The sequence below is a fragment of the Paraburkholderia sediminicola genome, assembly GCF_046026895.1.
In the GTDB taxonomy this organism is placed as follows: Bacteria; Pseudomonadota; Gammaproteobacteria; order Burkholderiales; family Burkholderiaceae; genus Paraburkholderia; species Paraburkholderia sediminicola_C.
In genome coordinates this window covers 38,909-65,690 of sequence record NZ_JAQQEU010000001.1, presented here as the reverse complement: position 1 = coordinate 65,690, position 26,782 = coordinate 38,909, and the positions used below count along the sequence as shown (strand labels likewise).

Below are 26,782 nucleotides of genomic sequence, written 5' to 3'. Positions count from 1 at the left end.
TACGGTTGAGCCGCGCTCAAGACCGAATGCCCGCAGTCGTTCCGACGTGCGGGCATTTCTATCTGTGCGGCATCGTACAATTTTGCGTGGCGGTTGCGATAAGGCAGGTGCGTTCCACAACGAGCGGTGTGCGGCACACGAGAGTCGCATCCTGTCTTTCTCTCTATCGGTGAACGAGGCAGCGCGCGGCGATGTCGGCCGCGTCAAGGGACATGGACCAAATCGAATGTGTAGTGATCGGCGCCGGCGTGATTGGCCTCGCGGTGGCGCGCGCGCTGGCGGCGCGCGGGCGCGAGGTGATCGTGCTGGAAGCCGCCGAAGCGATCGGCGTGGGCACCAGCTCGCGCAACAGCGAAGTGATCCACGCGGGCATCTACTATCCGCGCGGTTCGTTGAAAGCCTCGCTCTGCGTGCGCGGCCGCGAGATGCTGTACGACTATTGCGCGGAGCACAACGTCCCGCATTCGCGCTGTGGCAAGTTGCTGGTCGCGACTTCGCGTCACCAGATTCCTCAGCTCGAAAGCATCATGGCCAAGGGGCGCGACAACGGTGTGCTCGACCTGATGCGTATCAGCGGCGACCAGGCGCAAGCGCTCGAACCGGCGCTCGAATGTGTCGAGGCGGTGTTCTCGCCGCAGACGGGTATCGTCGATAGCCATCAGTTGATGCTATCGCTTCAGGGCGACGCCGAACGCGACGGCGCGGTGTGCGCGTTTCATGCGCCGGTAAAGGCCATCGAAGCGAGCAATGGACGCTTCGTCATCACGGTGGGCGGCGATGCGCCGACCACGATCAGCGCCGCGTGCGTGATCAACAGCGCGGGGCTGCAGGCGAACGCGCTGGCCCGCAAGATTCGCGGACTCGATGCGCGTCACGTGCCGCCGCTCTATCTGGCGCGCGGCAACTACTTCAGCATCTCGGGGCGCGCGCCATTCAGCCGCCTGATTTATCCGATGCCGAACGAGGCCGGGCTCGGCGTGCATCTGACCATCGATCTCGGCGGTCAGGCGCGCTTCGGTCCGGATGTCGAATGGGTCGACACGATCAATTACGATGTCGATCCGCGTCGCGCGGAATCGTTTTATGCGGCGATTCGCGCGTATTGGCCCGCGCTGCCCGACGACGCCTTGCAGCCCGCGTATGCGGGCATCCGTCCAAAGCTTTCGGGCCCGGGCGAACCCGCCGCCGACTTCGTGATTCAAGGGCCAGCTGCGCACGGCGTGCGCGGGCTCGTCAATCTGTTCGGCATCGAGTCGCCGGGTTTGACGGCGGCGCTGGCGATCGCGCAGCGTGTGTGCGAATTGAGCGGGCGCGCTTAACGCCGTCCAGCGCGGGTTTTACCAATTCGGTTATCTCTATCATTTGGGCCGTCACGCGCGACGGCTTCATTGCTATGCTTGGGGACCGCTGTCGTCAGAACGGCGAGTCGTTCATATAAACGGAGTGAGTCCCCATGAAATCTTCCCGTCGTACGTTTTTGATCACCAGTATCGGTGTGGCGTCCACGTTCGCGCTGTCGCGCCAGGCTTTCGCCGATGCACCTAAAGTCACCGAATCCGATCCGACCGCGCAAGCGCTCGGCTATAAGGAAGACGCGAGCAAAGTCGACAAAGCGAAGTTCGCCAAATATGCCGCGGGTCAGGATTGCGGCAATTGCAGCTTCTACCAGGGCAAGCCCACCGATGCCTATGCGGGCTGCCCGATGTTCGCGGGCAAGCAGGTCTCGAGCAAGGGTTGGTGCAGCGCATATAACAAGAAGAGCTGAATGCGCTGAAGCGCGGCGCACGACAAACGTCGCGCGCGATGCGCCGAATGATCGCGGCGCTTCATCGAAGGCAGATTGTCGAGGCGTCTTCCGTTGCACGCGGCAGGCGCCTTTTTACTGTGTCGGAAACAGCCTGCGCTTTTTATGCGCATGCGTTGAGGCGATCAAGCAGGCTGGTCGGCGCGCTGCCTTCTCTCACGTTGCCTCATGCGCAACGGCGTCTGAAGCGACCTTGCTCGAGCGGCATGCACACGCCGTGCGCGCCGCTCTTTCGCGACTTACCGCGTGACGAGCGTAGACGGCGCTGCTTCTGCTAACTGCGCGCCTTCATCAACGGTGGCCGCTTGTCGAACCATGGCCGCGCCGCTTCGAGTTGCGCCGCCAGCCGCAACAGCGTCGCCTCGCCGCCGGCACGCGCGGCGAATTGCACGCCGACCGGCAGCCCGCGCGCATTCCAGTAAAGCGGCACTGACATCGCCGGCTGGCCACTCAGGTTGAACAACTCCGTGCATCCCGCCCAGGCAAACGCCTTGTTCGATGCTTCGGTCAGCAGCTTCTTCATCAGCGATTCGAGCGGCATGGCGGTGACCGCGCGCATTTGCATGCGCTCCGCCGAGGTGGGCTGCATCTCGCCGATCTTGATCGGCGGCGCGGCAAGCGTCGCGCACAGGATCGCGTCGTAACGCTGCAGCAGATCGGTGAGCCGTTCGGTGATGCGGCGCTGTTCTTCGAGCGCGGCAGGCAGGCCGCGTTCGCCTAACTTGCGGCCGACATGCGCCATCGCCCACGTCGAAATTTCGAATTCGGCGCGCAGCGGTTTGTGGCCGGTGATGCGTTCGGCGTTCAGCACCAGGTCCTCGGCGGTCACCGACCACAGCGTGAGAAACGCATGGCGGACCGCCGCGAAATCGATGCCTAGCGACACCGGCTCGATGTTATGGCCGAGCGAAATGGCGAGTTGCGCGGCGTCGTCGAGCGCGGCGCGAGAGTCGGGCGACAGCGTCGGCGCCAGCATTCCTTCGGTCACGTAGGCGATGTTCAGCGGCTTGCACGGCTCGCGGCTCGCGGCCAGAAAAGTACCCGGCGCGCCGAGCGGTCGCTCGGCATTGCCGCCGAGCAGATCGAGCAGCAACGCGCTGTCGCGCACGCTACGCGAGACCGCGTGATCGATACCGAGCTCGCCGGCGCTGGCGGGCGACGCACGCGGTACGCGTCCGCGCGACGGTTTGAGGCCGAACAGTCCGCAGCACGAAGCCGGAATGCGGATCGAGCCGCCGCCGTCCGACGCGTGTGCGAGCGGTACGATGCCGGCCGCGACGGCCGCTGCCGCGCCGCCGCTCGAGCCGCCGGGTGTATGGTCGAGATTCCACGGATTGCGGCACGCGCCGAATAGTTCGGGCTCCGTATAAGGCATCTGGCCGAGTTCGGAGGTGCTCGTCTTGGCGAAGATGTTGAGGCCGGCGGCCTTCGCGAGTGTGACTACCGGCGCATCCTCCTCGGGAATGAAGTGGCGGTAGTGGCGGCTGCCCATCGCCATGCGCAGTCCGGCGACCGGCGCGCCGAGGTCCTTGATCAGATAAGGCACGCCCGCCAGTGCAGTTTGTGTGCTCGCGCTTTCCGCTCCGTTCGCGCCATTCTTTGTCCGGTTCGCGTCGTCGCGCGACGCGCGCTGACGCGCCGCGTCGTAGTCCTTCAGCACAATTGCATTGATCGCGGGATTGACAGCCTCGGTGCGCGAGATCGCGATGTCGAGCAATTCGCGCGCGCTGGCCTGGCCGGTGCGCACCAGTTCGGCGAGGCCGATGGCGTCATGGGCGAGATAGTCTGATTGCACGAAGGATGGGTCCTCACTATCTAATGTGTTTCTGCCGCTGGCGTATGCATGCAATGAACCCGCTTTACTGGGCTTCCCGTCGCCGGGTCGATCGTCACGCATGGAAAAAGACGGCGTGTCAGCGACACGCCGTCTTTTGAGAGAGTAACCGAGTGCACGCAAGCGTGACTCACGCGGATTCAAAAACGCCCATATAAATGCGTGAATTCAGAACGCGGGCCATTGAAGCCGGTTACTAAAGCAGATTGCTGAATCGCACCGCAGCGTCGAGTTACAGGCGCTCGCCAAGGAAGGTCAGTGTGCGGCCATGCGCGAGCGCGGAGGCACGCTGGTTATACGACGCGCGCTCCGAGCAGTTGAAGCCATGATCGGCGTTCGGATAAATGTGGAATTCGACGTCGCCGCGGCCCGCGAAGCGCTCCTGAACCTGGCCGACGTCCGACAGCGGAATGTGCGCATCGAGTTCGCCGTAGTGGAACTGCATCGGCACCTTGACCTTCGAGGCCTGGTCGAGCTGGTTCTGGATGCCGCCGCCGTAGTAAGCGACCGCGCCGTCGACCGAGCCTTGCGCCGCGGCCAGATACGCGAGCCGACCGCCGAAGCAGTAGCCGATCGCCGCAACCTTGCCGGTGACTTCCGGCATCGCGCGCAACGCCGCCGCGGCTGCGCCGATGTCGGACACGGCCTGATCGACGTTGGTCTTTTGCATCAGCTCGATGCCCTTGTTGCGATCCGCGCCGTCATACGTCAATTCGACGCGCGGCTGCACGCGCCAGAACACGTCCGGCGCGAGCGCGACATAACCGTCTTGCGCGTACTGATCCGCGACCGAGCGGATATGCCCGTTCACACCGAAGATTTCCTGAATGATGATGACGGCCGGACCCTTGCCGCCTTTGGGCAGCGCCAGGTAGCCGCCGAAACTGTCGTTGCCGACGGGGATGTCGATCCATCGGGAAGTCGTGCTCATGTTGTTCTCCATTGATCCGCGCGATGCCGCGCGAGCTCGGTCTTAACGAAATGCCAGAGGCCAAAAGTGCCCGAAGCGGGCGGATAGTTTGCCATCAAAAGAAACGGCGTGCAGTGAGGCCAGGCGCGGCTTCGCGGGCCGTGTCGCGCGCCGCTATTCTCGTAAGGCGATTGAAACATTCTCGATAATTCATTTTTCCGCTGCGGCTCGCGCCGGTACAGTCGGCCGTGTCGGCTTGCTTGTGTGCGAGCGTATCGCTGGAAAAGGAAACGATCATGACTGAAGGCAGTTTTGTGACGCCGTTCGCGCAGCGCTTTGAAATGCGCGTCCCCGTCGTGCAGGCGCCGATGGCCGGCGCGACCACGCCCGAGATGGCGGCGGCGGTATCGAATGCGGGCGGGTTGGGTTTTTTGGCGGGCGCGGCGCTGCCGCCGGAAAAGATCGCCAGTGAAGTCGCGGCGATTCGCGCGCTGACCGATCGTCCATTCGGCGTGAATCTCTTCGTACTCGAACCGGCCGCGCCGGACGATGCCACCGTGCGCCGCGCGCTCGAAGCGATCGATCCGCTGCGAGCCGGCCTCGGTTTGCCGCCGGGACAGCCGCTCGCACGTTATGCGCCGGATTTCCGCGCGCAACTCGAGACACTGATCGAATTGCGCGTGCCGGTCGCGAGCTTCACGTTCGGACTGCTTCCGGCCGACGATGTCGCCCGGCTGCATGCGAACGGCCTATATGTAATAGGCACCGCGACGCACGTTGCCGAAGGCGTCACCTGGCGCGACGCCGGCGCCGATGCGATCGCCGCACAAGGCGCGGAGGCGGGCGCGCATCGCGGCACTTTCATCGGTGCATTCGAGGAGGCGCTGATCGGCACGATGGCGCTCGTGCCGCAGCTGGTCGACGAAACCGGGCTGCCGGTGCTGGCCGCCGGCGGCATCATGGACGGTCGCGGCGTCGTGGCCGCACTCGCGCTCGGCGCGCAAGCCGCGGTGATGGGCACCGCGTTTCTCACGTGTCGCGAAAGCGCTGTACCGCAGGCATGGAAAACCCGCGTGCGCGCCATGTCCGACACGTCGACTTCGGTCACGTGCGCAATCACCGGCCGTCACGCGCGCGGCATCCGCAATCCGTTGATGCGGCGCTTGAGCGAAACGATGGACAAGATCGCGCCGTATCCCGTGCAAAATGCTTTGACACAGGAACTGCGTCAAAGCGCGAGCCGCTCGCAGAACGGCGATTATCTTTCTTTGTGGGCGGGCCAGGGTGCACCCCTGGGCCGGGCACGTCGCGAAGATCTCGGCGCGGCCGAACTGGTCGCGCAAATCGAGCAGGAATGGCGTGCCGCGGCCGCACGGATCGCCGCGCTCGAACGCTGAATCGGCATCACGACGGGCGCGTCTCCCAGCCCATGCGACGCGCCCGCTATTCAGTACAAAGGCGGTTCGAAGCACTAATGGTTTTGCCCGCGAAAAGTGCCCAACCGCACGCTTTAGAATAAAACCTCACCTAGCGGAAACCCGCACGGGTCGGCGCTTTCCAGCCAGTCAATCCAGTCCGGACCAGGCCCGGTGGGATAAACGCTATTGGTGTTCATCCCACTTACTCAAAAAAGTCCCACAAATTAATTTGATCGCCTACACTTGCGCGCAAGTACGGTTTGCCGCCTGTCACAAACAGTCCGGCAAACGTGCTCGCCAAGTGCATGAACGATGCAACCGGCGTGATCGTCCACGGGACTGAGCGACACGTGTTTGGGGAAGCGGGGGCACAGGGCGATTACGTTGTTTTTGGGATCGAAACTGGAGACTTACATGAACATCAAGATTCAAAAGCTGTTGCCGATCAGCGCTGCGGTGATGCTGTTCGCAACGTTGGCAACATCGGCTGCGGCCGACACGGTCGTCAAGATCGGTCACGTCGCGCCGTTGACCGGCGGGATCGCTCACCTGGGTAAAGACAACGAAAACGGCGCGCGCCTGGCAGTTGAAGAAATCAACGCCAAGGGCCTGACGATCGCTGGCCAGAAAATCACGCTGCAACTCGATCCGCAAGACGATGCGGCCGACCCGCGCACGGCAACTCAAGTCGCCCAGAAACTGGTCGACGACAAGGTCGTCGCAGTCGTCGGTCACTTGAACTCGGGCACGTCGATTCCGGCGTCGAAGATCTATAGCGATGCAGGCATCGTGCAGATTTCGCCGTCGGCAACGAACCCGGCCTACACGCAACAAGGCTTCAAGACGACGTACCGCGTCGTTGCGACCGACGCGCAGCAAGGTCCGGCACTGGCCAACTACGCAGCGAAGGGCATGAAAGTGAAGAGCGTCGCGATCGTCGACGATTCGACCGCTTATGGCCAGGGTCTCGCGAACGAATTCGAAAAGACCGCCAAATCACTGGGCCTGAACGTGATGTCGCATGACGCGACGAACGACAAGGCCGTCGATTTCCGCGCGATTCTGACGAAGATCAAGGGCGAAAACCCGGATGCGATCATGTACGGCGGCATGGATGCCACCGGCGGCCCGTTCGCGAAGCAAGCCAAGCAGCTCGGCCTGCGCGCGAAGGTGCTGGCGGGTGACGGCGTCTGTACCGACAAGCTGTCGGATCTGGCTGGTGACGCAACCGACAACATCGTTTGCTCGGAAGCCGGTATGGCGCTCGAAAAGATGTCGGGCGGCGCAGCGTTCCTCGCCAAATATCAGAAGCGTTTCGGTCAGCCCATCCAGATCTACGCTCCGTTCACGTATGACGCTGTGTACATCATCGTCGACGCAATGAAGCGCGCGAACTCGACCGATCCGGCCAAGATCCTGGCAGCGATGCCGAGCACCGACTACAAGGGTGTGATCGGTGAAACCACGTTCGACTCGAAGGGCGACCTTCAACACGGCGTGATCTCGCTGTACAACTACAAGTCGGGCAAGAAGACGCTGCTCGACGTGGTGAAGATGTAAATCCGCGCGGTCGAGGTCGGCGGATTCGCTGGCTTCGGTTAGCAGGTTAAAAAGGCACGTGAGCTGTGAGGCTTGCGTGCCTTTTCTCTTGGGCGCGGGAAGAGGGGACTGCGGGGCGACGGCTCGGTATGAGGAATGCCGAAGTCGTGGCGAGCGGTTAGGTCGACGACTGGCGCCGCTGGATTATTCAAGGTTCTGCTGCTCGACGCGGTACGGTAAGGTGCCTTGGAGTGCTTATTTTCATGGAGCGATGCGCTCGCGCAATCGTTTGCGCGGTTGGGATTGGGGTCGCGTCAAGCGGAGTGGTCTTTGAGTAGTACTACGTTCAGACCGGGGCGCTCGTAGTCACCGGCGCGTTCGTTTTTTGGCCCTGGCGCCACGCCACTCACCGCGAATGATGCGTCGCGCAACACACCGGCGCACTGCCCTCGCGCAACATGACGCAAGCAGGGATTCCACCCGGCGTTACATGAGCCGACGCAGCCGCCGCACGCCCAGGCTTCAGATCTTCAAACGCCGCAGCACCTTCGGCCCGACGGCGGCGATCAATGCGGAACACACCGCGACGACCGACAACCCGATCGTCAGATTGGTCAGTTGCGTCACCGCACCGATGATCACCGGCCCGAGCAGCAGCCCGAAGTACGCCAGCCCCGCGACGTGCGCGAGCCCCTCTGCCGCGTGAATGCCCTTCACGCTCGCCGCCGCCGCGAACAGCACCGGCATCATGTTCGCGAGGCCAAGCCCGATCAGCGCGAAGCCCACGAGCGCGGCGACCGAATTCGGCAGCAGCAGGGCGTCGACCATGCCGGCGCACGCGAGCGTCGCGCTCATCATCACGAGTTGCGGCGCGCCGAAGCGGGCGCGCACCGCGTCGCCGGCAAAACGCGCCGCCGCCATGCCGCCCGAAAACGCCGCGTAGGCCGCGCTGGCGAGCGCGGGAGAGGCCAGCACGACATCGCGCATGTAGACGGTGGCCCAGTCGTACATCGCGCCTTCCGCGATCAGCGCGACCAGCGCCATCGTGCCGAGCGCCCACAGCGCCGGCGAGCGCCAGCGGCTCGCGCGCGGCGTGGCGGAGTCCGGGTGCTCGGCGTGTGGCACGTGCGGCAAGACGGACGGGCAGGCCATCACGAGGACCAGCGCGCTGACCGCCGCAGCGAGCGCGAGATGCAGCGCCGGCGCCATCCCGCGCGACAGCAACGCGCCGCCGGCCGCCGCCCCGAACATCCCGCCGATACTGAACATGCCGTGCAACGACGACATGATCGGCTTGCCGAGCGCCTTCTCGACTGCGCTGGCTTCGGCATTCATTGCAACGTCGAGCGTGGCCAGGCCCGCGCCGAACGTGGCCAGCACGACCAGCAGCATCCAGTACGCCGGCACGACCAGAATCAGCGCCGCGCACACCGCCATCACGAGGCCGCCCGCCAGGCACGCGCGGCGTGTGCCGACCCGCACGATCCACGAAGCATTTGCCGCCATCGCGCCGATCGAACCGCCGGCCACGGCCAGCAGCGCGAACGAGAGCATGGCCGCGTTCAACTGGAAGCGGTCGCGCACCGTCGGCACATGCACCCCCCAGGACGCGTACATCATGCCCGCGATGAAGAACACGGCCATCGTGGCGAAGCGGGCCCGTTGCCGCGCGGTGTCGGACAGGTCGCGATGAGCGGCGGGAAGGACGGCGAATTCGGAGGTTTGGTGGTCGGGCACTGAGATCTCGTGGAGGGCTGCCGCGTGAGAAAGCACATCTAAAGCGGATTTTCGATTCTAGCGAAGCGTGCTGTCTTATGCTTGGAAGGCCGCTGCCGGATACTGATGATCATTCGTTTTGAATGCGACTGGCGGCAGGCCGGTTCGCCTGATCCGACTTTTCGCCATGCATGGCCCTTCCACCGAGGTATGCGCTCTTGAACATCCCCGCTCACGCTCCGTTGCATCTGCTGCACACTGCCGCGGTCGGCACGCTCGCCACGCACGCGCGCCAGCCGGAAGGCTTCCCTTATCCGTCGATGCTGCCGTTCGCGCCGGACCCCCGGCATCGCCCGACGATTCTGGTGAGCCGGCTCGCCGAGCACACCCACAACCTGCATGCCGACCCGCGCGCGGGCTTTCTGGTGGTCGATGCACCCGACGGCGACGTGCTGAGCGGCCAACGTGTCACGCTGCTGGGCACTTTTGAACCGGTCGACCCGACGCCGGAAGTCGTGCGGCGTTACCTTCGCTATCAGCCGGATGCGGAGCGCTATCTCGTTCTCGGCGACTTCACTTTCTGGACCATGCGGCTCGAACGGTTGCGATATATCGGTGGCTTCGGCGCAATGGGATGGCTGGGCGGCGCGGAACTCGATCCGTTGGCGCCGCTCAGTTTCGATGAAGAGAACGCGCTCATTGAAGAATTCAGCCGTTCAAGCGTCAACGCTGGCGCATTTGAAGTGCTCGGCATCGACCGCTATGGCGCGGACCTGAAACTGGATGGCGTGCGTAACCGGTTCGCCTTCGGTGGAGCCAAGCCCGGTATCGAATCCTTGCATACGGCGCTTGAAGTTTGCATCCAACGGCACGCCAATTAATTCCACTGGTATCTGGCGAAGCACTAGTGTGCCAATAGCGGCATGGCGCATGCGCTCAATTGGCTCCAGCGGCGGGTTCCGGTTCAAGCTTTCATGGCATGAAATGTTGATGCGGGATTGCTATCTAAAATTTCATTTTTTGATAAATAATTCCATAAATGCCACTCCGACCCGGCTTTTCAGCGAAATACGAAATTAGCTAATCGAAAGGGAGTCGCGCAACCCAGTGCCGGCGGGAAAGTTTCTGAAACGGATTCGAATTAATTTTTTGCGAGTGCTTTTGCGGGCTTTCTATTTTGTGTTAATCTCGCCATCAAATTCCGAGGCATGATCACCTTCAAAGGGCAAGTCGGCTTCAGACCGGCAGTCATTTAATCCAAACCATAAGGGAACCTATGTCTTCCTACAAGGAACTACTCGCGCAGCGCGAGAAGCTCGAAAAGCAGATCGAAGAAGCGAAGTCGCGCGAATACGCAGAAGTGTTGAATGAAATCAAGCAGAAAATGGCCGACTACGGCATCTCGCTCACTGAACTCGGCGGTGGCCGCGCAGCCAAGAGCGTGAAAGCCGCTCGTCCGCGCGCCGGCGTGGCGCCGAAGTATCGTGACCCGGACAGTGGCAGCACCTGGTCGGGCCGTGGCAAGCCGCCGCGTTGGATCGCAGGTCTCGATCGCGAAAAATTTCTGATCCAGAAGTAGTACCCGGGGGCAGGCGCTTGCGCTTGCGGCCTGCAAGTCATACGGATTGCATTACTCGGCTGCGCTTATGGCGCACTGCTGTAGCAACGGAAACCGCGTACCGTTCAAGGGCGCGGTTTTTTGTTTTCCGGCGCCGGTGTTTCGTCATATGCGCTTCCTGTAGTTGAAACACGAATGCTTTTCGTTTAGATAACCGGCTGATTTAAAAGGATTTTTTTTGGTGCCTCCGCCGCTTGCCCTGAAGTCTGCCGGGTAGAATACGAGGATTGAACTTTTCATCCCAATTCCGAGATGCCTACCGCCGCCGCCCAATCTGCCGAGAAACACCGCGTCGCGCGCAAAAGCACGTTTGTGAGTATTGTCCTCAATACCGCGTTGATGACGCTGCAAATCGTCGTCGGCATGTTTGCCCATTCCCAGGCACTCGTCGCAGATGGTATTCATTCACTTGCGGATCTGATTTCCGATTTCGTCGTGCTGATTGCCAATCGGCACAGCGGCGCGAAGCCCGATGCGGATCACAATTACGGACATAGCCGTTATGAAACGGTTGCTTCATTATTTCTGGGCGCATTGTTAATTGCAGTTGGCGTCGGAATGTTATGGCGCGCCGGAACCCGGCTCGCCAATTTGCAAAGCATTCCCGCCGTCCATGCAAGTGCGCTTGCCGTTGCCGTATTGGTATTGATTTCTAAAGAAAGCCTTTTTCGCTACATGCTGCGTGAAGCGCAGCGTGTGCGTTCCGCCATGCTGATTGCGAATGCATGGCATGCGCGGTCTGATGCGGCGTCGTCATTGGTGGTCGCAATCGGCGTGGTGGGCAGTCTTGCCGGCGTGCGTCTGCTTGATCCCATCGCTGCTGCGATCGTCGGTTTCATGGTGGCGCGCATGGGCTGGATGTTCGGCTGGGACGCGCTGCAGGATCTGTCCGACCGCGCGCTCGACGAAGCCGCTACCGCCGACGTGCGCGCGCTGCTGCTTGCGACGCACGGCGTACGGGACGTCCACGAATTGCGCACGCGCAAGATGGGCGACTTTGCGCTTGTCGACGCCCACATCCTGGTCGATCCGCTGATCTCCGTGTCGGAGGGGCATTACATTGCCGAGTCGGCGCGGCTGCGCGTCTTGAGCGACAGCCGAGTGCTCGACGCGCTGATCCACGTCGATCCCGAGAACGATGCGGTGGCGCACCCGCCGGTCGGTCTGCCGAGCCGGGAACGGGTGGTCGACGAGGTCAACGCGGCGTTGGAGGGCAGCGCGATGAAAGCCACGGCGGTCAACATTCACTACCTGAGCACCGGGCTCGACGTGCAGATGGTGTTGCCGGCGGCGCCTTCCGGCGGTCAGGACAGCGGCAGCGCGCCGATGCCTGCGCGGCTCGATCTGGAAGCGCTCAAGCGCCGCCTGGGCGCCCGCAAGGTGGACGTGCTGCGGGAAGTGGATGCGTCAACGGCTGAAACCGGCAGCGGCGCAGCGGCTCCGCCGCCAGGCGGCACGGCAAGCGCTCGCGGCAGAGCCGCGGCACCGCATAGCGCGGCGTGAGTTGCGCTCCACTCCGACCAGGCACGCGACCACGCCGCCGACCAGCGCGCCAGCTTGTCCCGCTCAACCCATCACAGCGGCAATTGCGTATCGAATTTGATTTCGCGCAGCACGACGCTCGTGCGGACCTGCGCGACGGCCGGAATCTTGAAGATGCGTTCGTGCAGGAAGCTGTCGTACGCCTTGATGTCGGGCGCGACGATCTTGAGGATGTAATCGGATTCGCCGGTGGTGCTGTAGCACTCGGTGACTTCGGGGCAGGTGGCGATTTCCCGCTCGAACTGCTCGACGCCCCCCTCGGTGTGGCGCGTCAGGTGGATATGCGCGAGCGCGCACACGTGCAGCCCGAGCTTTTCCCGATCGAGCAGCGCCGTGTAGCGCTGGATAACCCCCGATTGCTCCATGTCCTTGATGCGCCGCCAGCATGGCGTGCTCGACAGACCGACCTGATCGGAAATCTCTTGCACGGAGCGGCGTGCGTCCAGCTGCAGCAGGCGCAGGATTTTTTGTGAGAACGTATCAAGGGTCAACTGCGCCTCCGTTTGCGTCGCCTATCAACGCATGGTAGAGGGCGCGAAAACGAAACGCAATGTAAAACGGCTTACGCGAGGGAGATCGCCTAATTTGCTGGTTGCCCGGTGGTGTTTTGTCCTGAGTCGTCCCCTTCTTTGGCGGCTATCAGCAGGGCCGCCTGACTCGCGCGCAACTCCTTGAGCATGTTGCAGAAAAGCGCACCCTGTTCGATCGCGTCGTCCAGCGCGACATGCGTGTGCGGGTGATCGTCGAACCAGTGCTTGGGAAAGCGCGGCTTGATGTTCTTGCGGTACGGCAGCCCCGTCATCGCGAAAGCCAGCGTCTTGATATCGAGCGCCGACCAGGAAAACGGGCAACGGCCGACAAACCGCATCATGTACCAGAACATATAGGTGAAGTCGAAGCCGGCCGGCATTGCAACGAACACCGGCTTGCCCGGCAGCGCCTCGACCCAGTCGACATAGGCCGTCAGCGCGGCCTCGGGACCCTGCAAGTCCTTGCGGCAGGCGGCCCACGCGTCGGGCTGGGTCTTCCACCACGCTTCCTGCACGGGATGCGGCCTGGCGCCGTCGAGCAGTTCGAGATTGGCGGAGAAAGTGGCGATCAGCCGCTTGTCTTCCGTGTACGCGGCGGATGCGAAACTCAGCATGGAATGCGGGCCGGGAATCGGACCATCTGCTTCCACATCCGTGCTGACGTAGATTTCGCTGCTCATGCTTGCACCCCGTCGGCGACATAGGGATTGGTGCGGCGTTCCGCGCCGAATGTGGAGGTGGGTCCGTGGCCCGGCACGAACGTGACGTCGTCGCCGAGCGGCCAGAGTTTTTCGCGGATCGAGCGCACCAGGTCCGCGTGATTGCCGCGCGGAAAATCCGTGCGGCCGATCGAGCCGGCAAACAGTACGTCGCCCACCAGCGCCAGCCGGTGCGCGCGGCTGAAAAACACCACGTGACCGGGCGTGTGACCGGGGCAGTGATAAACCTCTAGCGTTTCGTCGCCGAAGCGCACGGTCTCGCCGTCCTGCAGCCAGCGGTCCGGCTCGAAGGCGTCGGCGGCGGGGAAGCCGAAGCGCGTGCTTTGATCCGGCAGCTTGTCGAGCCAGAAGCGCTCGTCGGGATGGGGGCCCTCGATCGGCACGCCATAGTGCGTGGCCAGCGCCTTCGCACCCGCGCAATGATCGATGTGGCCGTGAGTCAGGAAGACTTTTTCGATCGTCACTTTCTGGCGCGCGATTTCGCCCTGGATGAGATCGAGATCGCCGCCGGGATCGACGACGGACGCGCGTCCGGTCGCCTCGCAAACGAGCAGCGAGCTGTTCTGTTGGAACGGCGTGACGGGGATCAAAGTGACTTTCATGGATGACGACGCCGCTGGAAAAAGGTTGATTGTACCGGCCTCGCGCCGCTCGTCACCGAGGCTTGGACGGCAGCCGGAGTGGGCATTCGTCTGCCTATTTTTGCAGCAATCGTTAAAATTCATCAAGGTTTTCAGGTGCTTGCCATCCCAAAATTTTGTTTTAGGTATAATGCAGTCATTGCACAGGAAACTGTGATGTCACACGACGATGCGTCCCCATCAAAAACGGGTCCGCGGATCGTCATTCAAGTATGGGCTGTCGCGGTTGTGGACGGCCATCAAGCATCGATCCGTTCGATGCACACGTCTTGCCCAGCCAGGCGCCGCGCGCCTGCAACGGACATAACTGCCGTGACGCTGGGTGGGGCCTACGCCGCCGTTCCTGCACGCTGAGTTTCGCGCGCAAGAACGTGTTTGCCACGTTCGATGGCGGCATGTGGGGTCTGGTCAGGCTGCCGGGGACAGGTTGCGCCAGACGTGAAAATTAACCGTGCGGTAGCGGCTGAGTAAGTCGCATCCGGGCTTGACGTACTGCGCTTTTCGCGCTGCGCGTTGTCGTCCATTGCCGCCGGAGTCGCAGGCAACACGCTCAAATTCGCGTGATGCGGCTCGACAATTTGATTGCACGTCTTATGAAAACTCGGTTATCCCGCAGTCTGGGGACTCTTTTTGCCTTTTTTGTGCTGGCCGGTTGCGCCACGCCTCCGGGCGCCAGTGACACGTCTGCGAACGATGTGCCGCGCAGCACGACAACTGCGCAAACGGGCTCTTTCGGACCGCAATCCTATGGTAGCGCGCCGGCCTCCGGCGTTGAAACTCAGGCTACTCCGTTGGCCGACGCGAAACCTCTGACGGACGACGGCACGGACGTGTCTGACTTTCATCAGACGGGCCGCGCATCGTGGTACGGTCGTTTCTTTCATGGCCGCCGTACCGCTAACGGCGAGCGTTATGACATGCACGCGCTGACGGCCGCGCATCGTACGCTGCCGCTCGGCTCGTATGTGCGCGTGACCAATCCGGCCACCTCGCGCTCGATCGTCGTGCGTATCAACGACCGTGGTCCGTACGCGCGCGGTCGCGTGATCGACCTGTCGGCGGCGGCCGCGGCTGCGCTCGACATGCGCCATATCGGGACGGCGCAGGTCCAGATCGACGGACTGACGCAGCAGGAAGCACGCGCCGAGATGAACGAGACGCTGGCGTCCAACTCGGGTTCGAGCGCCGAGAAGTGACATAGCCGCGGCTGGCGCGTCTGGGACGCGCTGGTGGCGCCCGCCCGGCACGGCGATCATGCATGCCGTGTCTGCAGAAAAACCAAGGGCCGCGCAGTCGAAACTGCCACGGCCCTTTCTTTTATTCCTCTGTCTTACTCTTCCTCCGCCTTCAGCGCCAACGCGCGCGTATAGAGCGCATTGCGCGAGGTGCCAGTGATGGCCGCCGCCACTTTCGCCGCGCTGCTCACCGTCAACTCTTCCAGCAGGATGCGCAGCAACGCGTCGTGATCCTGCTCGCCGGCGGCTTCCGTCGATGCGCCTTCCACCACCAGCACGAACTCACCGCGTTGCCGGTTCGGGTCGGCGGCAAGCCACGTTGGCCCTTCGGCCAGGGTGCCGCGATGCAGCGCTTCATGTAGCTTCGTCAATTCACGTGCGATCAGCAGCTTGCGCGCGCCGCCGAACGCGTCGGCCAGTGCCTGCACCGTTTCGACGATGCGATGCGGCGCTTCGTAGAACACCATCGCGTGCGAATGGTTGGCGAGCGACTGCAAAATCGCGCCGCGGGCCTTTGCCTTCGGCGGCAGGAAGCCGAGGAACGAGAACGTCGCGACCCAGTCGCCGGCCACACTCAACGCCGTCGCGAGCGCGTTCGCACCGGGCAGCGGGATGACCGGGAAACCGGCTTCGCGGACGGCGTCGACGAGTTTTGCGCCGGGGTCGGAGATGCCGGGCGTGCCCGCATCGGACACGTAGGCCACACGCTCGCCTGCCTGCAGATGCTCGATCAGGCGCAGCGCCGCAGCTCGCTCATTGTGTTGATGCACGGCGACGAGCGGTTTCGAGATGCCATAGCGCGCCAGCAATTGACCAGTGTTGCGGGTGTCTTCGGCGGCGATGCGGTCCACGAGTCCGAGCACATGCAACGCGCGCAGCGTGACGTCGGCGATATTGCCGATCGGCGTGGCCACCACATATAGCGCGGCGGTGGGGTACTGCTGCCCTTGCGCGAGTTCGGAGAGAGGAGTCATGAGGCAGAAGACGCAAACGGACGGAATGAGCCCGCCATTGTGCCATGCGGGGTTGCGCAGGCCTGGCGGCGGCGAAAAGGCGCGGGTGTGCCGGTCTGAGGCGGCGATTGCAGCGGGCGCGACGCGATTCACAGCTGCGCCGAGAACAGCACAGAAGACCGCGCCGCGGAGTGCGATGGAGACGGTGCAGGGGGCGTCGTCATCTGCAACTGAATGGAGGGCGGCGCGAGAGAGTGAACCGGGAACTTCGCCGCAGACGTCGCTGGGGACAGCACCGGGAGCGGCCCACGGGATTGCGCGGCGGACAGCGCCGATAGTAGCCGCGCGGCGGATAGCGTCGACGGGTGCGCCGAGAACTACGTTGCAGACAGCGCCGGGTACGACACCCAGAACTACGCCAATTCCGCGCCCCGCTCCACCCCACAACTTTTCCCGACCCGCCGGGTCCAAACTCGTCGGCGCGGCTTTCGAGTTGCGTGCGCGCGAGTTTCTCCAGCGCCAACGTTTGCACTTCGTTGCGCACAACGTGTCGTGCCGGGGCGGGGAGATTGACCTCGTGATGCGTGAGCGCGACGGCCCGCTGGTGTTCGTCGAAGTCCGTGCGCGCGCGCAGCGTCGCTACGGCGGCGCGGCGGCGAGCATCGGTTGGCAAAAGAAGCAGCGCATCGTGCGCGCGGCGCGGCACTATCTGGCAACTCGCAGTGGCGCTTCGGGAGATCAGCCCGCGTGCCGTTTCGACGTGATTGCGTTCGACGGCGGCCGGCTCGTCTGGTTGCGCGATGCGTTTCGCGCCGACGAAGTCTGACGCGATGCGCGGAGAACGGGTGTGAGTACGATAAACTTGCGCTCGCGTGCGAGCCGTCGGGCCACTCCGACAACTCAGGATCCCACGCATTTCACGATGGTTTTGCGCTTGCGCACGGGGTTGCCGGCAGTGTTCACCTGCGTGGCGCGACTTTGCCATATGACTTCACAACAGGGCTGCGCAGTGCGGTCCATTCGCGGTAGAAGATAGAGACTCGATGTCAGTCGAACGCATTCAACAACACTTCCGCGACAGCGCGGCAGTCAAACTCGAAGCACTCGAAACCCTGTCGATGCCGATCGCCGCCGCGATCGACACGATGTTCGCTGCGCTAGCAAACGGCAATCGCATTCTTGCTTGCGGCAACGGCGGCTCGGCGGCCGATGCGCAACATTTCGCCGCCGAACTGATCGGCCGCTTCGAGCGCGAGCGGCCGGGCTTGCCGGCGATCGCGCTAAGCACCGACACGTCCGTGCTCACCGCCATCGCCAACGATTACTCGTTCGAGCAGATTTACTCGAAGCAGGTATGGGCGCTCGGTCAACCGGGCGACGTGCTGCTCGCGATCACCACGTCCGGCAATTCCGCGAATGTGCTCGCCGCGATTGAAGCCGCGCATGAGCGCGAGATGATCGTAGTCGCGTTGACCGGCAAGGGCGGCGGACGCATACAGGAAGTATTGAGCGATACAGACATTCACGTGTGCGTGCCGTCGGAGCGCACCGCGCGTATTCAGGAAGTGCACTTGCTGACCATCCATTGTCTATGCGACGGCATCGATGCCATGTTGCTGGGCGAAGACTGAGACTGATTCCGAAGGAGAGCTAGTTGATGAGCGTATTCCGCGTCAAGAAGACACTGGTGAGAACCGTGCTGGTGGTTGGGTTCGCGGCGGGGCTGTCGGCGACGTTGCAGGGCTGCTTTCTCGCCGTCGCCGGCGCGGCGGGCGGCGGCGCGCTGATGGCGACCGACCGGCGCACGCTTGGTGCGCAGACCGAAGATCGCGAGTTGCAGGTGAAGGCGCTCTCGCAGATCAGCCAGAATCTGCCGGACAGCGCGCACGTCAACGTGGCGGTGTTCAACCGCCGCGTGTTGCTGACCGGCGAGGTGGCCGGGGACGTGTCGAAGCAGCGCGCCGAGAGCATCGTGCGTGGCTTGAACAACGTCAATACGATCGTCAACGAACTGGCGATCATGCCGGCCAGCTCGTTCTCGTCACGTACCAATGACACTTATCTTGAGACGCGTGTGAAGACCGCGCTGATCGCCGAGAAGAACATTTCGGCAAACAACTTCAAGGTGGTGGCCGAGCGGGGCTCGGTGTATCTGATGGGGCTCGTCACGATGGACGAAGGCAACCGCGGCGCCGATGTCGCGAGCCGCGTGCCGGGTGTGGTGCAGGTCGTGAAGGTGTTTCAGTACATTCAGCCGCAGGAGGCCGCTGCGGCGGCCACGGCGGCCGCTACTGCGCCGGTCGCGGCTTCGCAGCCGGATGCAGGCGAGCCGACGGTCGGCGCGATTCCGGATTCGTCGGTGAGCTCGCGGCCGCTCGAGCAGCAGTCTCCCGCCCCAGTCAGCAATTCGAGCTCGGTGCGTCCGGGTAATCCGAAGGCGACGCCATGAAGCGTGGCGTTGCGGTCGTGACTTTCACGCTGCTGATTGGCGTGGTGGCGAGCGTCGTAGCAACGACTGCGTGCGCCGCTGACGCGCCGCGCGGGCGAACAGTCGCCAATGCGAATGCGTGTATGGGATGTCATGCGGTGGACCGCAAACTGGTGGGTCCGTCGTTTCAACAGATCGCCACGAAGTACAAGGGCGATGCACAGGCGCCGGCGAAACTGGCGCGTAAAGTGAAGGACGGCGGCTCCGGTGTGTGGGGCATGATTCCGATGCCGGCGCATCAGTCCATGAGCGATGCGGATGTTCGAGCGGTGGTGGATTGGGTGCTTGCGGGGGCGCCTTGGAAGTGATGATTTGGCAGCCTCTAGGGCTTGGCAAAAGAGAAAATGCCTGTGCTAGAATTGTTTGCACGTTGGGGGGGTAGCTCAGCTGGGAGAGCGTCGCGTTCGCAATGCGAAGGTCGAGGGTTCGATCCCCTTCCTCTCCACCAGGAATATCAAAGGGTTACAGGCGGTTTGCCTGTAACCCTTTTCTGTTTATGCGGTCCGTGTAACCGCTGTGTAACCCGATTTGATCCGTTTCGATCAACGTAGATCAATGCAACCTGTACGGGGACAGGGTCTGTTCAAAGGTTCCACGGTCGCAGCGAGGACTTGTTGATAGGGTGACCGATTGAAGCCAAAAAGGGTGGGGCGGGTCATTGTTTTCCTCGTCTTCACAAGGTTTTCCCGGGCGACCGCCGCCTAGTGTTGCGCGCTTTCTTCGGAGCTGCCTTACCAAACAATACGTTGTTGATGGTCACTCTCGCGGTGTTGTAGTTCTTTCTGATAACGTCCTCTCCCACTTCCCGCACACCTTTCGGGTAGATCGCCAGCGTTCCGGCGATCGCCTCGTCGACCGCCGATTTTCTCTTCTCCTGCCGATGCCGTTGCACGAGGTCCCAACAGTACAGACCCGTCAATGGGCCGACAAAGCCATCGAGGCGCGTCACAGTGTGTTTGTCGATGTGCCCGAACATTTCATCTCGCAGGAACGCTTCAATCAGGTCGTGCGAGGTGCGATCCTCGACGAACGCCGGGCGCATGGATTCCCTTCGAACAGCAAACTGGTAGAGGAATTCCCGCATCTGGCGCATCAGGTCAGGCAGGGCCAATTCCATCTTCGTATCCAGCACAAGCCCGAACTGTTCGACCTCGCGTTCTCCGTCGGGTCGCGTCGTTGCCACGTACGCCATGCCCGGATGCAGGTGGACCGGCTCGCGAATCCCCAGCACAAACTTTTTCAGTTCGATAGCGTCCTTCGCCTCGTAAGCTTTCGCGTCGCGAAGACACCGGACGACGGCATTGAGCAACTTGAGGATGTCGTTGCCGTTCAGCAGGTCGACGATACGGAAGTACCCGGTGGCGGGGATGCGTAGCGCATCGACCTCGCTGCCGAATTTTTCGCGGACACCAGCTAGGCCGCGATCGATGATGCCTAGAAATGTTCGGTCCGGATAGCGCCGCCCATGACGGTGCGTGAGCGGAAAGCCGACCTGGACGGTATCCCATGCGAAAGCCATCAGATCTTCCGCCTCTATCTCAGCTGCACTTGCCCCGAGGTCAGTCCAATACTGTCGGATTTTCGAGCCGATCGCAGACAACTGCTCCAGCTCGATGGGGTTCGCCTGCCTTGCCGCGCGAAGGGCGTATTCGAGGGGAAGCGCTTGGTTGATTACGCTGCGGAGGTGGACGAACAGCGTATTGTCGAGTTTTCGCTCAGTCATTTGTCATCGAAAAAGTTACGGGAAAAGGGCTCCCAAGAGTACATTCACCCGCGCCGGTCAATTCCTTAGGATGGAGCCACTTTCCTCAACGACCTAAGGAGCATTGCCATGCACCACTTCAGCCTGCATCCGCCGGCACCGGCCAACGATCGCGGCACATTCCGGGAACTGTCGCCCCAGCGTCCGGCCAACCTCGGCGCCAGCGCCGTGCGTCCCGGCAACAACCGCCTCCTCACGACGGACGAGCTCGCCGCCGAACTGGGTTTGAGCGCCCAGTCGATCCGCAAGCGCTACTCCCAAACGGGTAGCTACTTCGATCTGCGCCCCATCAAGCTGCCCAACCGCCGCCTGCTCTGGCCGGCCGACGCCCTCGAGCAATTGATCAACCGCTAGGCGCCGGAATTCGGACTCTCAAACCCGCATCGCGGCGTCAAGTCACCACCCAGTCAATACAGAGCTAACAATGGACAACTCCGACGACAACAAATGCAGCAGCGCACCCGCTGACGCGCACCACTTCAGTGAACAGCTCGACGCATTGCAGCCGGGCAAGCAGCAGCAAAAAAACCTGCTGTTCCAGAAGCTGTACCCGGCAATCGAGCGCGCACTGGCACGCCAGGTGCCCCAGAAGACGATCATAGCCGAGCTGGAAAAAATGGGACTGCATCTCTCTATGGGCGGCTTTCGCTCACTGCTGGAGGCCGAGCGCAAGCAGCGCAACGAAAACGGTGAACGCGTGCATTGCGTGCATTGCGGGTCGAATCTGCCGCGTGAAGGCGACGGCGGCACCGGTTCGCCGGCACTCGCGATCGTTTAAGCGATCAGTCGCGACTGATCAAGGCCGGATCTCACCGGATCAACAGTGTTGCAGTCGCAGTCAATGAAAAGTTGGTGGATGTCAAACTAGTAAGATAAGGAATACAAATGAAAATCAGGAAAAACCAAGCACTGCCGTACAGAGCCGATGCTTCGCGGGGCCTGCTCACTAACTGCGGCGCACGTATGTGCAGCTGCATGTCGAGCGTCGGCAGGTACAAACCCCTCACGATCACGCAGGAGGTCGCATGAGCTTCGACGTTTTGCCGCCCCCGTACCCGTTCGGTGCGTTTCATCTTGTCATCAAGGATGCAGCGGAAGAGGTCTGGAGAAACACTCAAGCCCCGGACGCGCTGATCGGCATGGAGTTCATGACGGTCATGTCCGTGTCGGCGCAAGGTTTTTACGATGTGCGTTTGCCGACCGGTCAAGTTCGCCCGCTTTCGTTGAATTCGCTCGTCGTGGCGGAGTCGGGCGAACGCAAGACGGGCGTTCACAATCTGGTGGCAGAGCCGATCTATGCCTTCGACGTGGGCCGTGTGAAAAAGTACGAAACCGAAATCGAGGAGTACGAGCTGCAGAACCGCATCTGGAAGTCGATCGATGCTGGTCTGCGCCGTCAGCTCACGAAGCTGACGCAGGAGGGGCAGCCGATCGAGGAACTGTGCCGACAGTTGTCGGATCACGCAGCCAACAGACCGATCAAGCCGAGGGCGCGGCGTATCATGCGCCAGAACGCGACTGAACGCGCGATCATGGATGCGCTCGAAGGCGATGGCGAGTCGATCGCGTTCATTAGTGACGAAGGTGAGATCATCATCAAGGGCGGAGCACTCAATCAGACGGGCACGCTGAACAAGGCGTGGGATGGCGCGTCGATGTTGACGCTGGATCGCAGCGACGGTGTGAGCGTCGTCGTGCGCAATCCGCGCGTGACAGTGTCGTACATGGTGCAGCGTCAGGTGCTCAAGGAGCTGCTTGACCGACGAGGCGATGTCATGCGCGGCTCGGGCCACTGGGCGCGTTATCTCATTGGTTGCCCAGCATCGACGCAGGGTACGCGCTATACCTATCATCTCAACAAGGATTGGCACCATCTGCCCAAATTTCACGAGCGCATGCGCGAACTGCTCGACGAGTTCGGTCGACGCGTTGATGCAGGCGTGGCTGAGCGTACGACGCTGGAATTCTCGGACGACGTGCATCCGCGCTGGATTGAGCTTGCCAACCACACCGAGACGATGCTGCAGCCGTGGGGGTACATGCACGACATTAAGGATTTCGCATCGAAGGCGCTGGAGATCGCGGCGCGCGTTGCAGCGCTGCTGCATGTGTTCTCGAAGCAGGAAGGGAAGATTTCGGTCGATACATTGAACCGTGCGATCGCGATCGTAGAGTGGCATTTGCACGAGTTCAAACGCATCTTCTCGCCTACGACGATTCCGCAGGAGCACGCTGACGCTCAGGTGCTCGAGCACTACCTGTTCGTGAACTACTGGTGCCGCAACTTCACCTTCGCGCAGAAGAACTTGGTGTTGAGGAACGGTCCGGTTCGTCCCGCGTCACGACTGGATGCTGCGTTGAACTGCCTGATCGCAATGGGGCGCGTGTCGATTGGTGTTGGCCGGAAACGGGAGCGATACATCAACCTCAACGGAGCATACTTCGGCTCGTTGGGTGGCGCGGTAGCATACTAGGTGATCGAGCAGTGTCAATCGAAGGGGCCAGGTGCCCCTCTCTTTGTTGCGGGGTCAAGCCGCGGCGAGACACAGTCGGATCATGCGCGAGCGAGTCAGTCTCAGCTCAGGGCAAGATACGTTCAGACAACGTCATTAGCTCGAAGAGCGTTGTGAGCCTGATTTCCTTGTGGCGCGGCTTTCGTAGCGAGCGCCGACGAATCACCGAGCAAAGTACGTTCGTGGCGAACGGGGCTTCGCTTCCGGGAAGCGACACTGATGCGCCCGTCGAAGGCGCCGGCAGTGACCCGTCGTGCCAGAAAAAATCCTGAAGGAGCACTAGTGCGGATGCGATTCATGCGATTAGTCGCGTAAATCGCACGTCAAAGGCGACGCGGTATCGGGCATATGGACCTGAAAGCCTAGCGTATCTCTCGCCACGCGGGCCGGAGCCATATTCTAGCAAGAGTCACCGAAATCATTCAACGGCCAAGGAGCCCCCGCTGGCGACGCTGATGCGCATCGAACCGCACGATGAACCGCGCGATGATCCTCATGCCATCGGATGTCACCCGGCGAGCTGCACTTGCCATGCGACCTGTCGTGTCCGGAGAGTAGCGTTTCCAAACAATCGCACGAATGCACGCCGCCGCCGTGTCATCGTGATTGACACGTTGTGACACTACCGCAAACCGCCCTGCCTTTGCGTGAACACATGTCGACATGTGCTGAACCCGGTTGCATTCGCGGTCCGCGTAGTCCATGCCTCGACTCTCCGTAAGCAGGCAAAGTCGTGTCACTGGCTGCAGGCGGTAGCCTGCAGCCTATATGCCGTCTCGTCCGGGCGCATCTGTCCGTCACACGAGGTGATGCCGCGGTTCACGATTTTTTATTGCGTGCGTATGTATGTATATGAGGAGCGTCATAGAAAACCACGCTTCTCGTGGGTGTCGCTGATTGAATCGCCGTGATTCTCGTGTTCCTCGAATGCGTGCAACTTTCGCTTCATTTGGAATGCGAATAATCTAACTTGAAATGCAAATAATCTAGCATGAAATAGTAACCATCAAACACAAAGCCCTACGGATATGCATACGTGGTTCAAGCCCCAGTGCAAGATAGATAGGAACAGTGCACCTTCTCATTGGTTATGTCACATAGAGGATACCTTCCATCTTCGATGACATTCACATCGATCAATCAACGACAAAAGGATGGTCTCAGCGGCATCGCTAGCTGAACCACTGGCAGGCAGTTCAGCAATACGAAGAACGAGAGACCGAACGTCAACCACCTTCACCATCAGGGTGAAGGACACATCATTACACAACCATGTACGAAATCATTGAAGACCAGGAAGACCTGGAGGTCATCGCTCGTCTTGACGAGCGCTTGAACCTCGAAGAAACCGATGTCGATGGTAAGAGAAAAACGATCATCCACAAGGGCTATGCCTCAAGACACCTTTTCGATATCGAGAAGTTCGTGAAAGCCATCCAGAGAGGATGGAAAGGTGGGTTCGTTGAAGAAACGTCTCGTTACAACAGGAATACGACGATCCGTGAGTTGTACCTCGGCAAGAATTACTATCGATCGTTAAACGACTGGATCGAGCGGTATTCGAGCCTGTATCGCTACTCGGCACGAGTCGATCTCTTCTACGACGTGTGCAAGACGATGGGCTTGATTGGCCAGTACAATTTCAGTTTCAAGGAGCCAGGTGAGGTTGCTCGTGCGGATGGAGCACGGTATATGGACGCGTTTAACATGCTGATCGAGGAAATCAGCGTGCGTTGTCAGTCACGGGAGTTCAGGGAACGTGAACGTCTTCGCCTGCTCAATGCAAAGCGTAATGTGGAGAACGTACATGCAATGGAAGAAGCGATGTTCTCGGCTGACACGGGTAGGTCACGATGGCTGGTGTTGTCGCTGACGTTGCGCTACAAGCCGACATATCGACGATGGATCACGCCGGAAATCATCCAGCAGCATCGCGAACGCTTCTTCGCGGCGCGTCGTTTCAACAAGCTCATGTCAGGCATTAGAAACTATGTCTGGGCAATCGAGCAGGGTGAAGACACGGGTCTTCACCTGCACGTCATCCTGTTCTATTCGGGCGATCATAACCACGACGAGTTCATCGCGAAGCAGATTGGTGAATACTGGGTCGATGTGGTGACGGAAGGCAAGGGTGACTGCTGGAACAGCAACCAGGGCTGGCTGAAGAAGAGTTACGAGAATCGAGGCCACGGTGTTGGTGTAGGTCAGATCGACTGGAACGATACGAAGAAGCGTGAAGCGCTGCGCAAGAATCTCGTGTATCTCGCGAAGGCTGAGCAGTACCTGATGAGCTGGAGCGTCGAGCGCATCCGCACGTTCGACATGGGACAGGAGCCGAAGAAAGTCAAAGCTGGGCGTCCTCGTGTTGCTCCTGATGGGGACAATGCGACAGGAACGTGGGTCGATGGCGAGCCGTTTGAAGAAACGGGTGCAGCCGAAACGGCAATCGATGCGGCGCCGGGCGACTTAATCGAGCGATAGCGGGTTTAGCGACCTCGCTGTAACTTGGACAGGCACCGAAGACCGATGCCTGTTACGGACCGCACACCATAAGGTCCTGTCGTTGTCGCCATTAGCTGACAAACTCGTCCCGTGGGGCATCAGGAACTTCGGGTGGAGGCGGCGAAAAAAGGTGCATGGGATCGAACACAGGTATTCGTGCCTTGTATAGGACGCGCCCGAGTTCCTCGAGCATCGCCATTCCGGCCTCGAACATCGAGTCGATCTGCTCCACGGTTAGCTCCGGTTTTTTGTGCTCGTGGATAATTCGGTTCCGCTGTTCGAGGACGTCTTTGAAGTTGGCAAAGATCTTACTGTTGACGCTTTGGCCAGTGGTGCTGTTGAGTCGGCCAACGACGGAATCGAATTTGCCGGTTATTGCCCACGAAACAGCTCTCTCGATCACTAGCCGTCGTACAGCGTCGACGTTTGCGGCATTAAACAGATCGTCGAGGTTTGCTGTTGCAGAGAAGCCGTCTAGCGCCTTCATGACAGCGTGGCGATGGTGGAACACGACTCGAAAGGCATCTGCAAAAGCCGCCTCGATTATCGAGGCGATAAGTACGATCGACTGACGTGTTAGGTTAGCGATCGCAGTGTCGACGTCGCTCGCGAAACTGGCGAAGAACTTTTCTCCATGGCGGCTTTCGCTAGGGCGTTCCTGGACGAGTCGACCGTCTGACTCCATCCCAGTGATGTTCCAATCGCGCTCAAAATGATGTCTGAGCGCTGTCTGGTCGGTGGCATAGTACCGAAGCATTCGGAGGGTGATCTGCGCCTGTAATACCTCGTAGTGCCACTTCTCGTGTTCAAAATACTTCACGTTACGTTGTTCCGTGATGAGGTGAGCGTTGTCGGAAACCAGCTGTGGCCGAGCGGCGGCGAGCCCAAGCAGTACGCGCTCACGCCCTCAACCGGCGGCTTGGTCATCGGCATGCTGTGGCGATGCATTTGCGAAGGCGGCGCGATCCCTCTCGTATGACGTGAGTGCTGGCAATCGGTGAGGCGTCGCCAATGAACCCGCCGTTCACCTAGCTGATCGGACGCAAAGCGCATCAGCT

The 26,782-nt window shown here is 61.3% G+C and carries 25 protein-coding genes and 1 tRNA gene; 17 read left to right on the top strand and 9 right to left on the bottom strand.

Annotation, left to right across the window (positions count from 1 at the left end):
* Positions 1-212: 212 nt before the first annotated feature.
* Together PQR02_RS00300 and PQR02_RS00295 are read left to right on the top strand one after the other, a co-directional pair.
* Positions 213-1,319, top strand: a complete 1,107-nt coding sequence (locus tag PQR02_RS00300) for an NAD(P)/FAD-dependent oxidoreductase (protein ID WP_408223752.1) — start codon at positions 213-215, stop codon at positions 1,317-1,319.
* A gap of 134 nt (positions 1,320-1,453) precedes the next feature.
* Positions 1,454-1,765: a high-potential iron-sulfur protein gene (locus PQR02_RS00295; protein WP_408223749.1), complete on the top strand. Its 312-nt coding sequence runs from the start codon at positions 1,454-1,456 to the stop codon at positions 1,763-1,765.
* A 313-nt stretch (positions 1,766-2,078) separates the two neighbouring features.
* Here PQR02_RS00295 and PQR02_RS00290 read toward each other — a convergent pair whose 3' ends face one another.
* Together PQR02_RS00290 and PQR02_RS00285 are read right to left on the bottom strand one after the other, a co-directional pair.
* Positions 2,079-3,599 carry an amidase gene (locus PQR02_RS00290; protein ID WP_408223746.1) on the bottom strand — a complete coding sequence of 507 codons (1,521 nt, stop codon included), beginning with the start codon at positions 3,597-3,599 and terminating at the stop codon, positions 2,079-2,081.
* 271 nt (positions 3,600-3,870) lie between these two features.
* Positions 3,871-4,569: a dienelactone hydrolase family protein gene (locus tag PQR02_RS00285; protein ID WP_408223743.1), complete on the bottom strand. Its 699-nt coding sequence runs from the start codon at positions 4,567-4,569 to the stop codon at positions 3,871-3,873.
* 275 nt (positions 4,570-4,844) lie between these two features.
* On the opposite strand from PQR02_RS00285, the gene PQR02_RS00280 reads away from it, so the two are divergent.
* Together PQR02_RS00280 and PQR02_RS00275 are read left to right on the top strand one after the other, a co-directional pair.
* Positions 4,845-5,945 (top strand): NAD(P)H-dependent flavin oxidoreductase, encoded by a 1,101-nt coding sequence (locus tag PQR02_RS00280; RefSeq protein ID WP_408223740.1) that lies wholly within the window; start codon positions 4,845-4,847, stop codon positions 5,943-5,945.
* A gap of 435 nt (positions 5,946-6,380) precedes the next feature.
* Entirely contained in the window at positions 6,381-7,526 is a 1,146-nt protein-coding gene (locus PQR02_RS00275; RefSeq protein WP_408223736.1) for a branched-chain amino acid ABC transporter substrate-binding protein, read from the top strand.
* A gap of 501 nt (positions 7,527-8,027) precedes the next feature.
* Here PQR02_RS00275 and PQR02_RS00270 read toward each other — a convergent pair.
* Entirely contained in the window at positions 8,028-9,242 is a 1,215-nt protein-coding gene (locus PQR02_RS00270) for an MFS transporter (protein WP_408223733.1), read from the bottom strand.
* 197 nt (positions 9,243-9,439) lie between these two features.
* Between PQR02_RS00270 and PQR02_RS00265 the strand changes: the two genes are divergently transcribed.
* From PQR02_RS00265 to PQR02_RS00255, 3 genes are all read left to right on the top strand, one after another.
* Complete coding sequence (locus PQR02_RS00265; RefSeq protein WP_408223730.1) at positions 9,440-10,102, top strand: HugZ family pyridoxamine 5'-phosphate oxidase; 663 nt, start codon at positions 9,440-9,442, stop codon at positions 10,100-10,102.
* Between the two features lie 395 nt (positions 10,103-10,497).
* Positions 10,498-10,800, top strand: a complete 303-nt coding sequence (locus PQR02_RS00260; RefSeq protein WP_408223727.1) for an H-NS histone family protein — start codon at positions 10,498-10,500, stop codon at positions 10,798-10,800.
* A 291-nt stretch (positions 10,801-11,091) separates the two neighbouring features.
* A complete protein-coding gene (locus tag PQR02_RS00255) occupies positions 11,092-12,342 on the top strand; it encodes a cation diffusion facilitator family transporter (protein WP_408223724.1) in 1,251 nt (416 codons plus the stop codon).
* A 71-nt stretch (positions 12,343-12,413) separates the two neighbouring features.
* Here PQR02_RS00255 and PQR02_RS00250 read toward each other — a convergent pair whose 3' ends face one another.
* From PQR02_RS00250 to PQR02_RS00240, 3 genes are all read right to left on the bottom strand, one after another.
* A complete protein-coding gene (locus PQR02_RS00250) occupies positions 12,414-12,872 on the bottom strand; it encodes an Lrp/AsnC family transcriptional regulator (protein ID WP_012431468.1) in 459 nt (152 codons plus the stop codon).
* Positions 12,873-12,961: 89 nt separating this feature from the next.
* Positions 12,962-13,591: a 3'-5' exonuclease family protein gene (locus tag PQR02_RS00245; protein WP_408223721.1), complete on the bottom strand. Its 630-nt coding sequence runs from the start codon at positions 13,589-13,591 to the stop codon at positions 12,962-12,964.
* Positions 13,588-14,232 carry an MBL fold metallo-hydrolase gene (locus PQR02_RS00240; protein WP_408223718.1) on the bottom strand — a complete coding sequence of 215 codons (645 nt, stop codon included), beginning with the start codon at positions 14,230-14,232 and terminating at the stop codon, positions 13,588-13,590. The genes PQR02_RS00245 and PQR02_RS00240 overlap by 4 nt, the downstream gene beginning before the upstream one ends.
* Before the next feature lie 632 nt (positions 14,233-14,864).
* Between PQR02_RS00240 and PQR02_RS00235 the strand changes: the two genes are divergently transcribed.
* Positions 14,865-15,467, top strand: a complete 603-nt coding sequence (locus PQR02_RS00235) for a septal ring lytic transglycosylase RlpA family protein (protein ID WP_408223715.1) — start codon at positions 14,865-14,867, stop codon at positions 15,465-15,467.
* A gap of 134 nt (positions 15,468-15,601) precedes the next feature.
* Here PQR02_RS00235 and rsmI read toward each other — a convergent pair whose 3' ends face one another.
* Positions 15,602-16,480, bottom strand: a complete 879-nt coding sequence (gene rsmI, locus PQR02_RS00230) for a 16S rRNA (cytidine(1402)-2'-O)-methyltransferase (protein WP_408223712.1) — start codon at positions 16,478-16,480, stop codon at positions 15,602-15,604.
* Positions 16,481-16,841: 361 nt separating this feature from the next.
* Here rsmI and PQR02_RS00225 point away from each other — a divergent pair, with 361 nt between their 5' ends.
* From PQR02_RS00225 to PQR02_RS00205, 5 genes are all read left to right on the top strand, one after another.
* Positions 16,842-17,285: a YraN family protein gene (locus PQR02_RS00225; RefSeq protein WP_408223709.1), complete on the top strand. Its 444-nt coding sequence runs from the start codon at positions 16,842-16,844 to the stop codon at positions 17,283-17,285.
* Positions 17,286-17,502: 217 nt separating this feature from the next.
* A complete protein-coding gene (locus PQR02_RS00220; RefSeq protein ID WP_408223706.1) occupies positions 17,503-18,090 on the top strand; it encodes a phosphoheptose isomerase in 588 nt (195 codons plus the stop codon).
* A 26-nt stretch (positions 18,091-18,116) separates the two neighbouring features.
* Entirely contained in the window at positions 18,117-18,908 is a 792-nt protein-coding gene (locus PQR02_RS00215; protein WP_408223703.1) for a BON domain-containing protein, read from the top strand.
* Positions 18,905-19,255 carry a c-type cytochrome gene (locus PQR02_RS00210; protein ID WP_408223700.1) on the top strand — a complete coding sequence of 117 codons (351 nt, stop codon included), beginning with the start codon at positions 18,905-18,907 and terminating at the stop codon, positions 19,253-19,255. The genes PQR02_RS00215 and PQR02_RS00210 overlap by 4 nt, the downstream gene beginning before the upstream one ends.
* Positions 19,256-19,319: 64 nt before the next feature.
* A tRNA-Ala gene (locus PQR02_RS00205) sits at positions 19,320-19,395 on the top strand.
* A 225-nt stretch (positions 19,396-19,620) separates the two neighbouring features.
* Here the strand turns inward: PQR02_RS00205 and PQR02_RS00200 are convergent.
* Positions 19,621-20,670 carry a hypothetical protein gene (locus PQR02_RS00200; RefSeq protein WP_408223697.1) on the bottom strand — a complete coding sequence of 350 codons (1,050 nt, stop codon included), beginning with the start codon at positions 20,668-20,670 and terminating at the stop codon, positions 19,621-19,623.
* A 108-nt stretch (positions 20,671-20,778) separates the two neighbouring features.
* On the opposite strand from PQR02_RS00200, the gene PQR02_RS00195 reads away from it, so the two are divergent.
* The 4 genes from PQR02_RS00195 to PQR02_RS00180 all read left to right on the top strand — a co-directional run bounded on the left by PQR02_RS00195 (position 20,779) and on the right by PQR02_RS00180 (position 25,703).
* Complete coding sequence (locus PQR02_RS00195; protein ID WP_408223694.1) at positions 20,779-21,063, top strand: helix-turn-helix transcriptional regulator; 285 nt, start codon at positions 20,779-20,781, stop codon at positions 21,061-21,063.
* Between the two features lie 70 nt (positions 21,064-21,133).
* Positions 21,134-21,487 carry a hypothetical protein gene (locus PQR02_RS00190; RefSeq protein ID WP_408223691.1) on the top strand — a complete coding sequence of 118 codons (354 nt, stop codon included), beginning with the start codon at positions 21,134-21,136 and terminating at the stop codon, positions 21,485-21,487.
* Between the two features lie 247 nt (positions 21,488-21,734).
* A complete protein-coding gene (locus PQR02_RS00185; protein ID WP_408223688.1) occupies positions 21,735-23,183 on the top strand; it encodes a YfjI family protein in 1,449 nt (482 codons plus the stop codon).
* A 1,311-nt stretch (positions 23,184-24,494) separates the two neighbouring features.
* Positions 24,495-25,703 (top strand): YagK/YfjJ domain-containing protein, encoded by a 1,209-nt coding sequence (locus tag PQR02_RS00180; protein ID WP_408223685.1) that lies wholly within the window; start codon positions 24,495-24,497, stop codon positions 25,701-25,703.
* A 91-nt stretch (positions 25,704-25,794) separates the two neighbouring features.
* On the opposite strand, the gene PQR02_RS00175 is transcribed toward PQR02_RS00180, so the two are convergent.
* Positions 25,795-26,544 carry a hypothetical protein gene (locus PQR02_RS00175; protein WP_408223682.1) on the bottom strand — a complete coding sequence of 250 codons (750 nt, stop codon included), beginning with the start codon at positions 26,542-26,544 and terminating at the stop codon, positions 25,795-25,797.
* Positions 26,545-26,782: the final 238 nt, after the last annotated feature.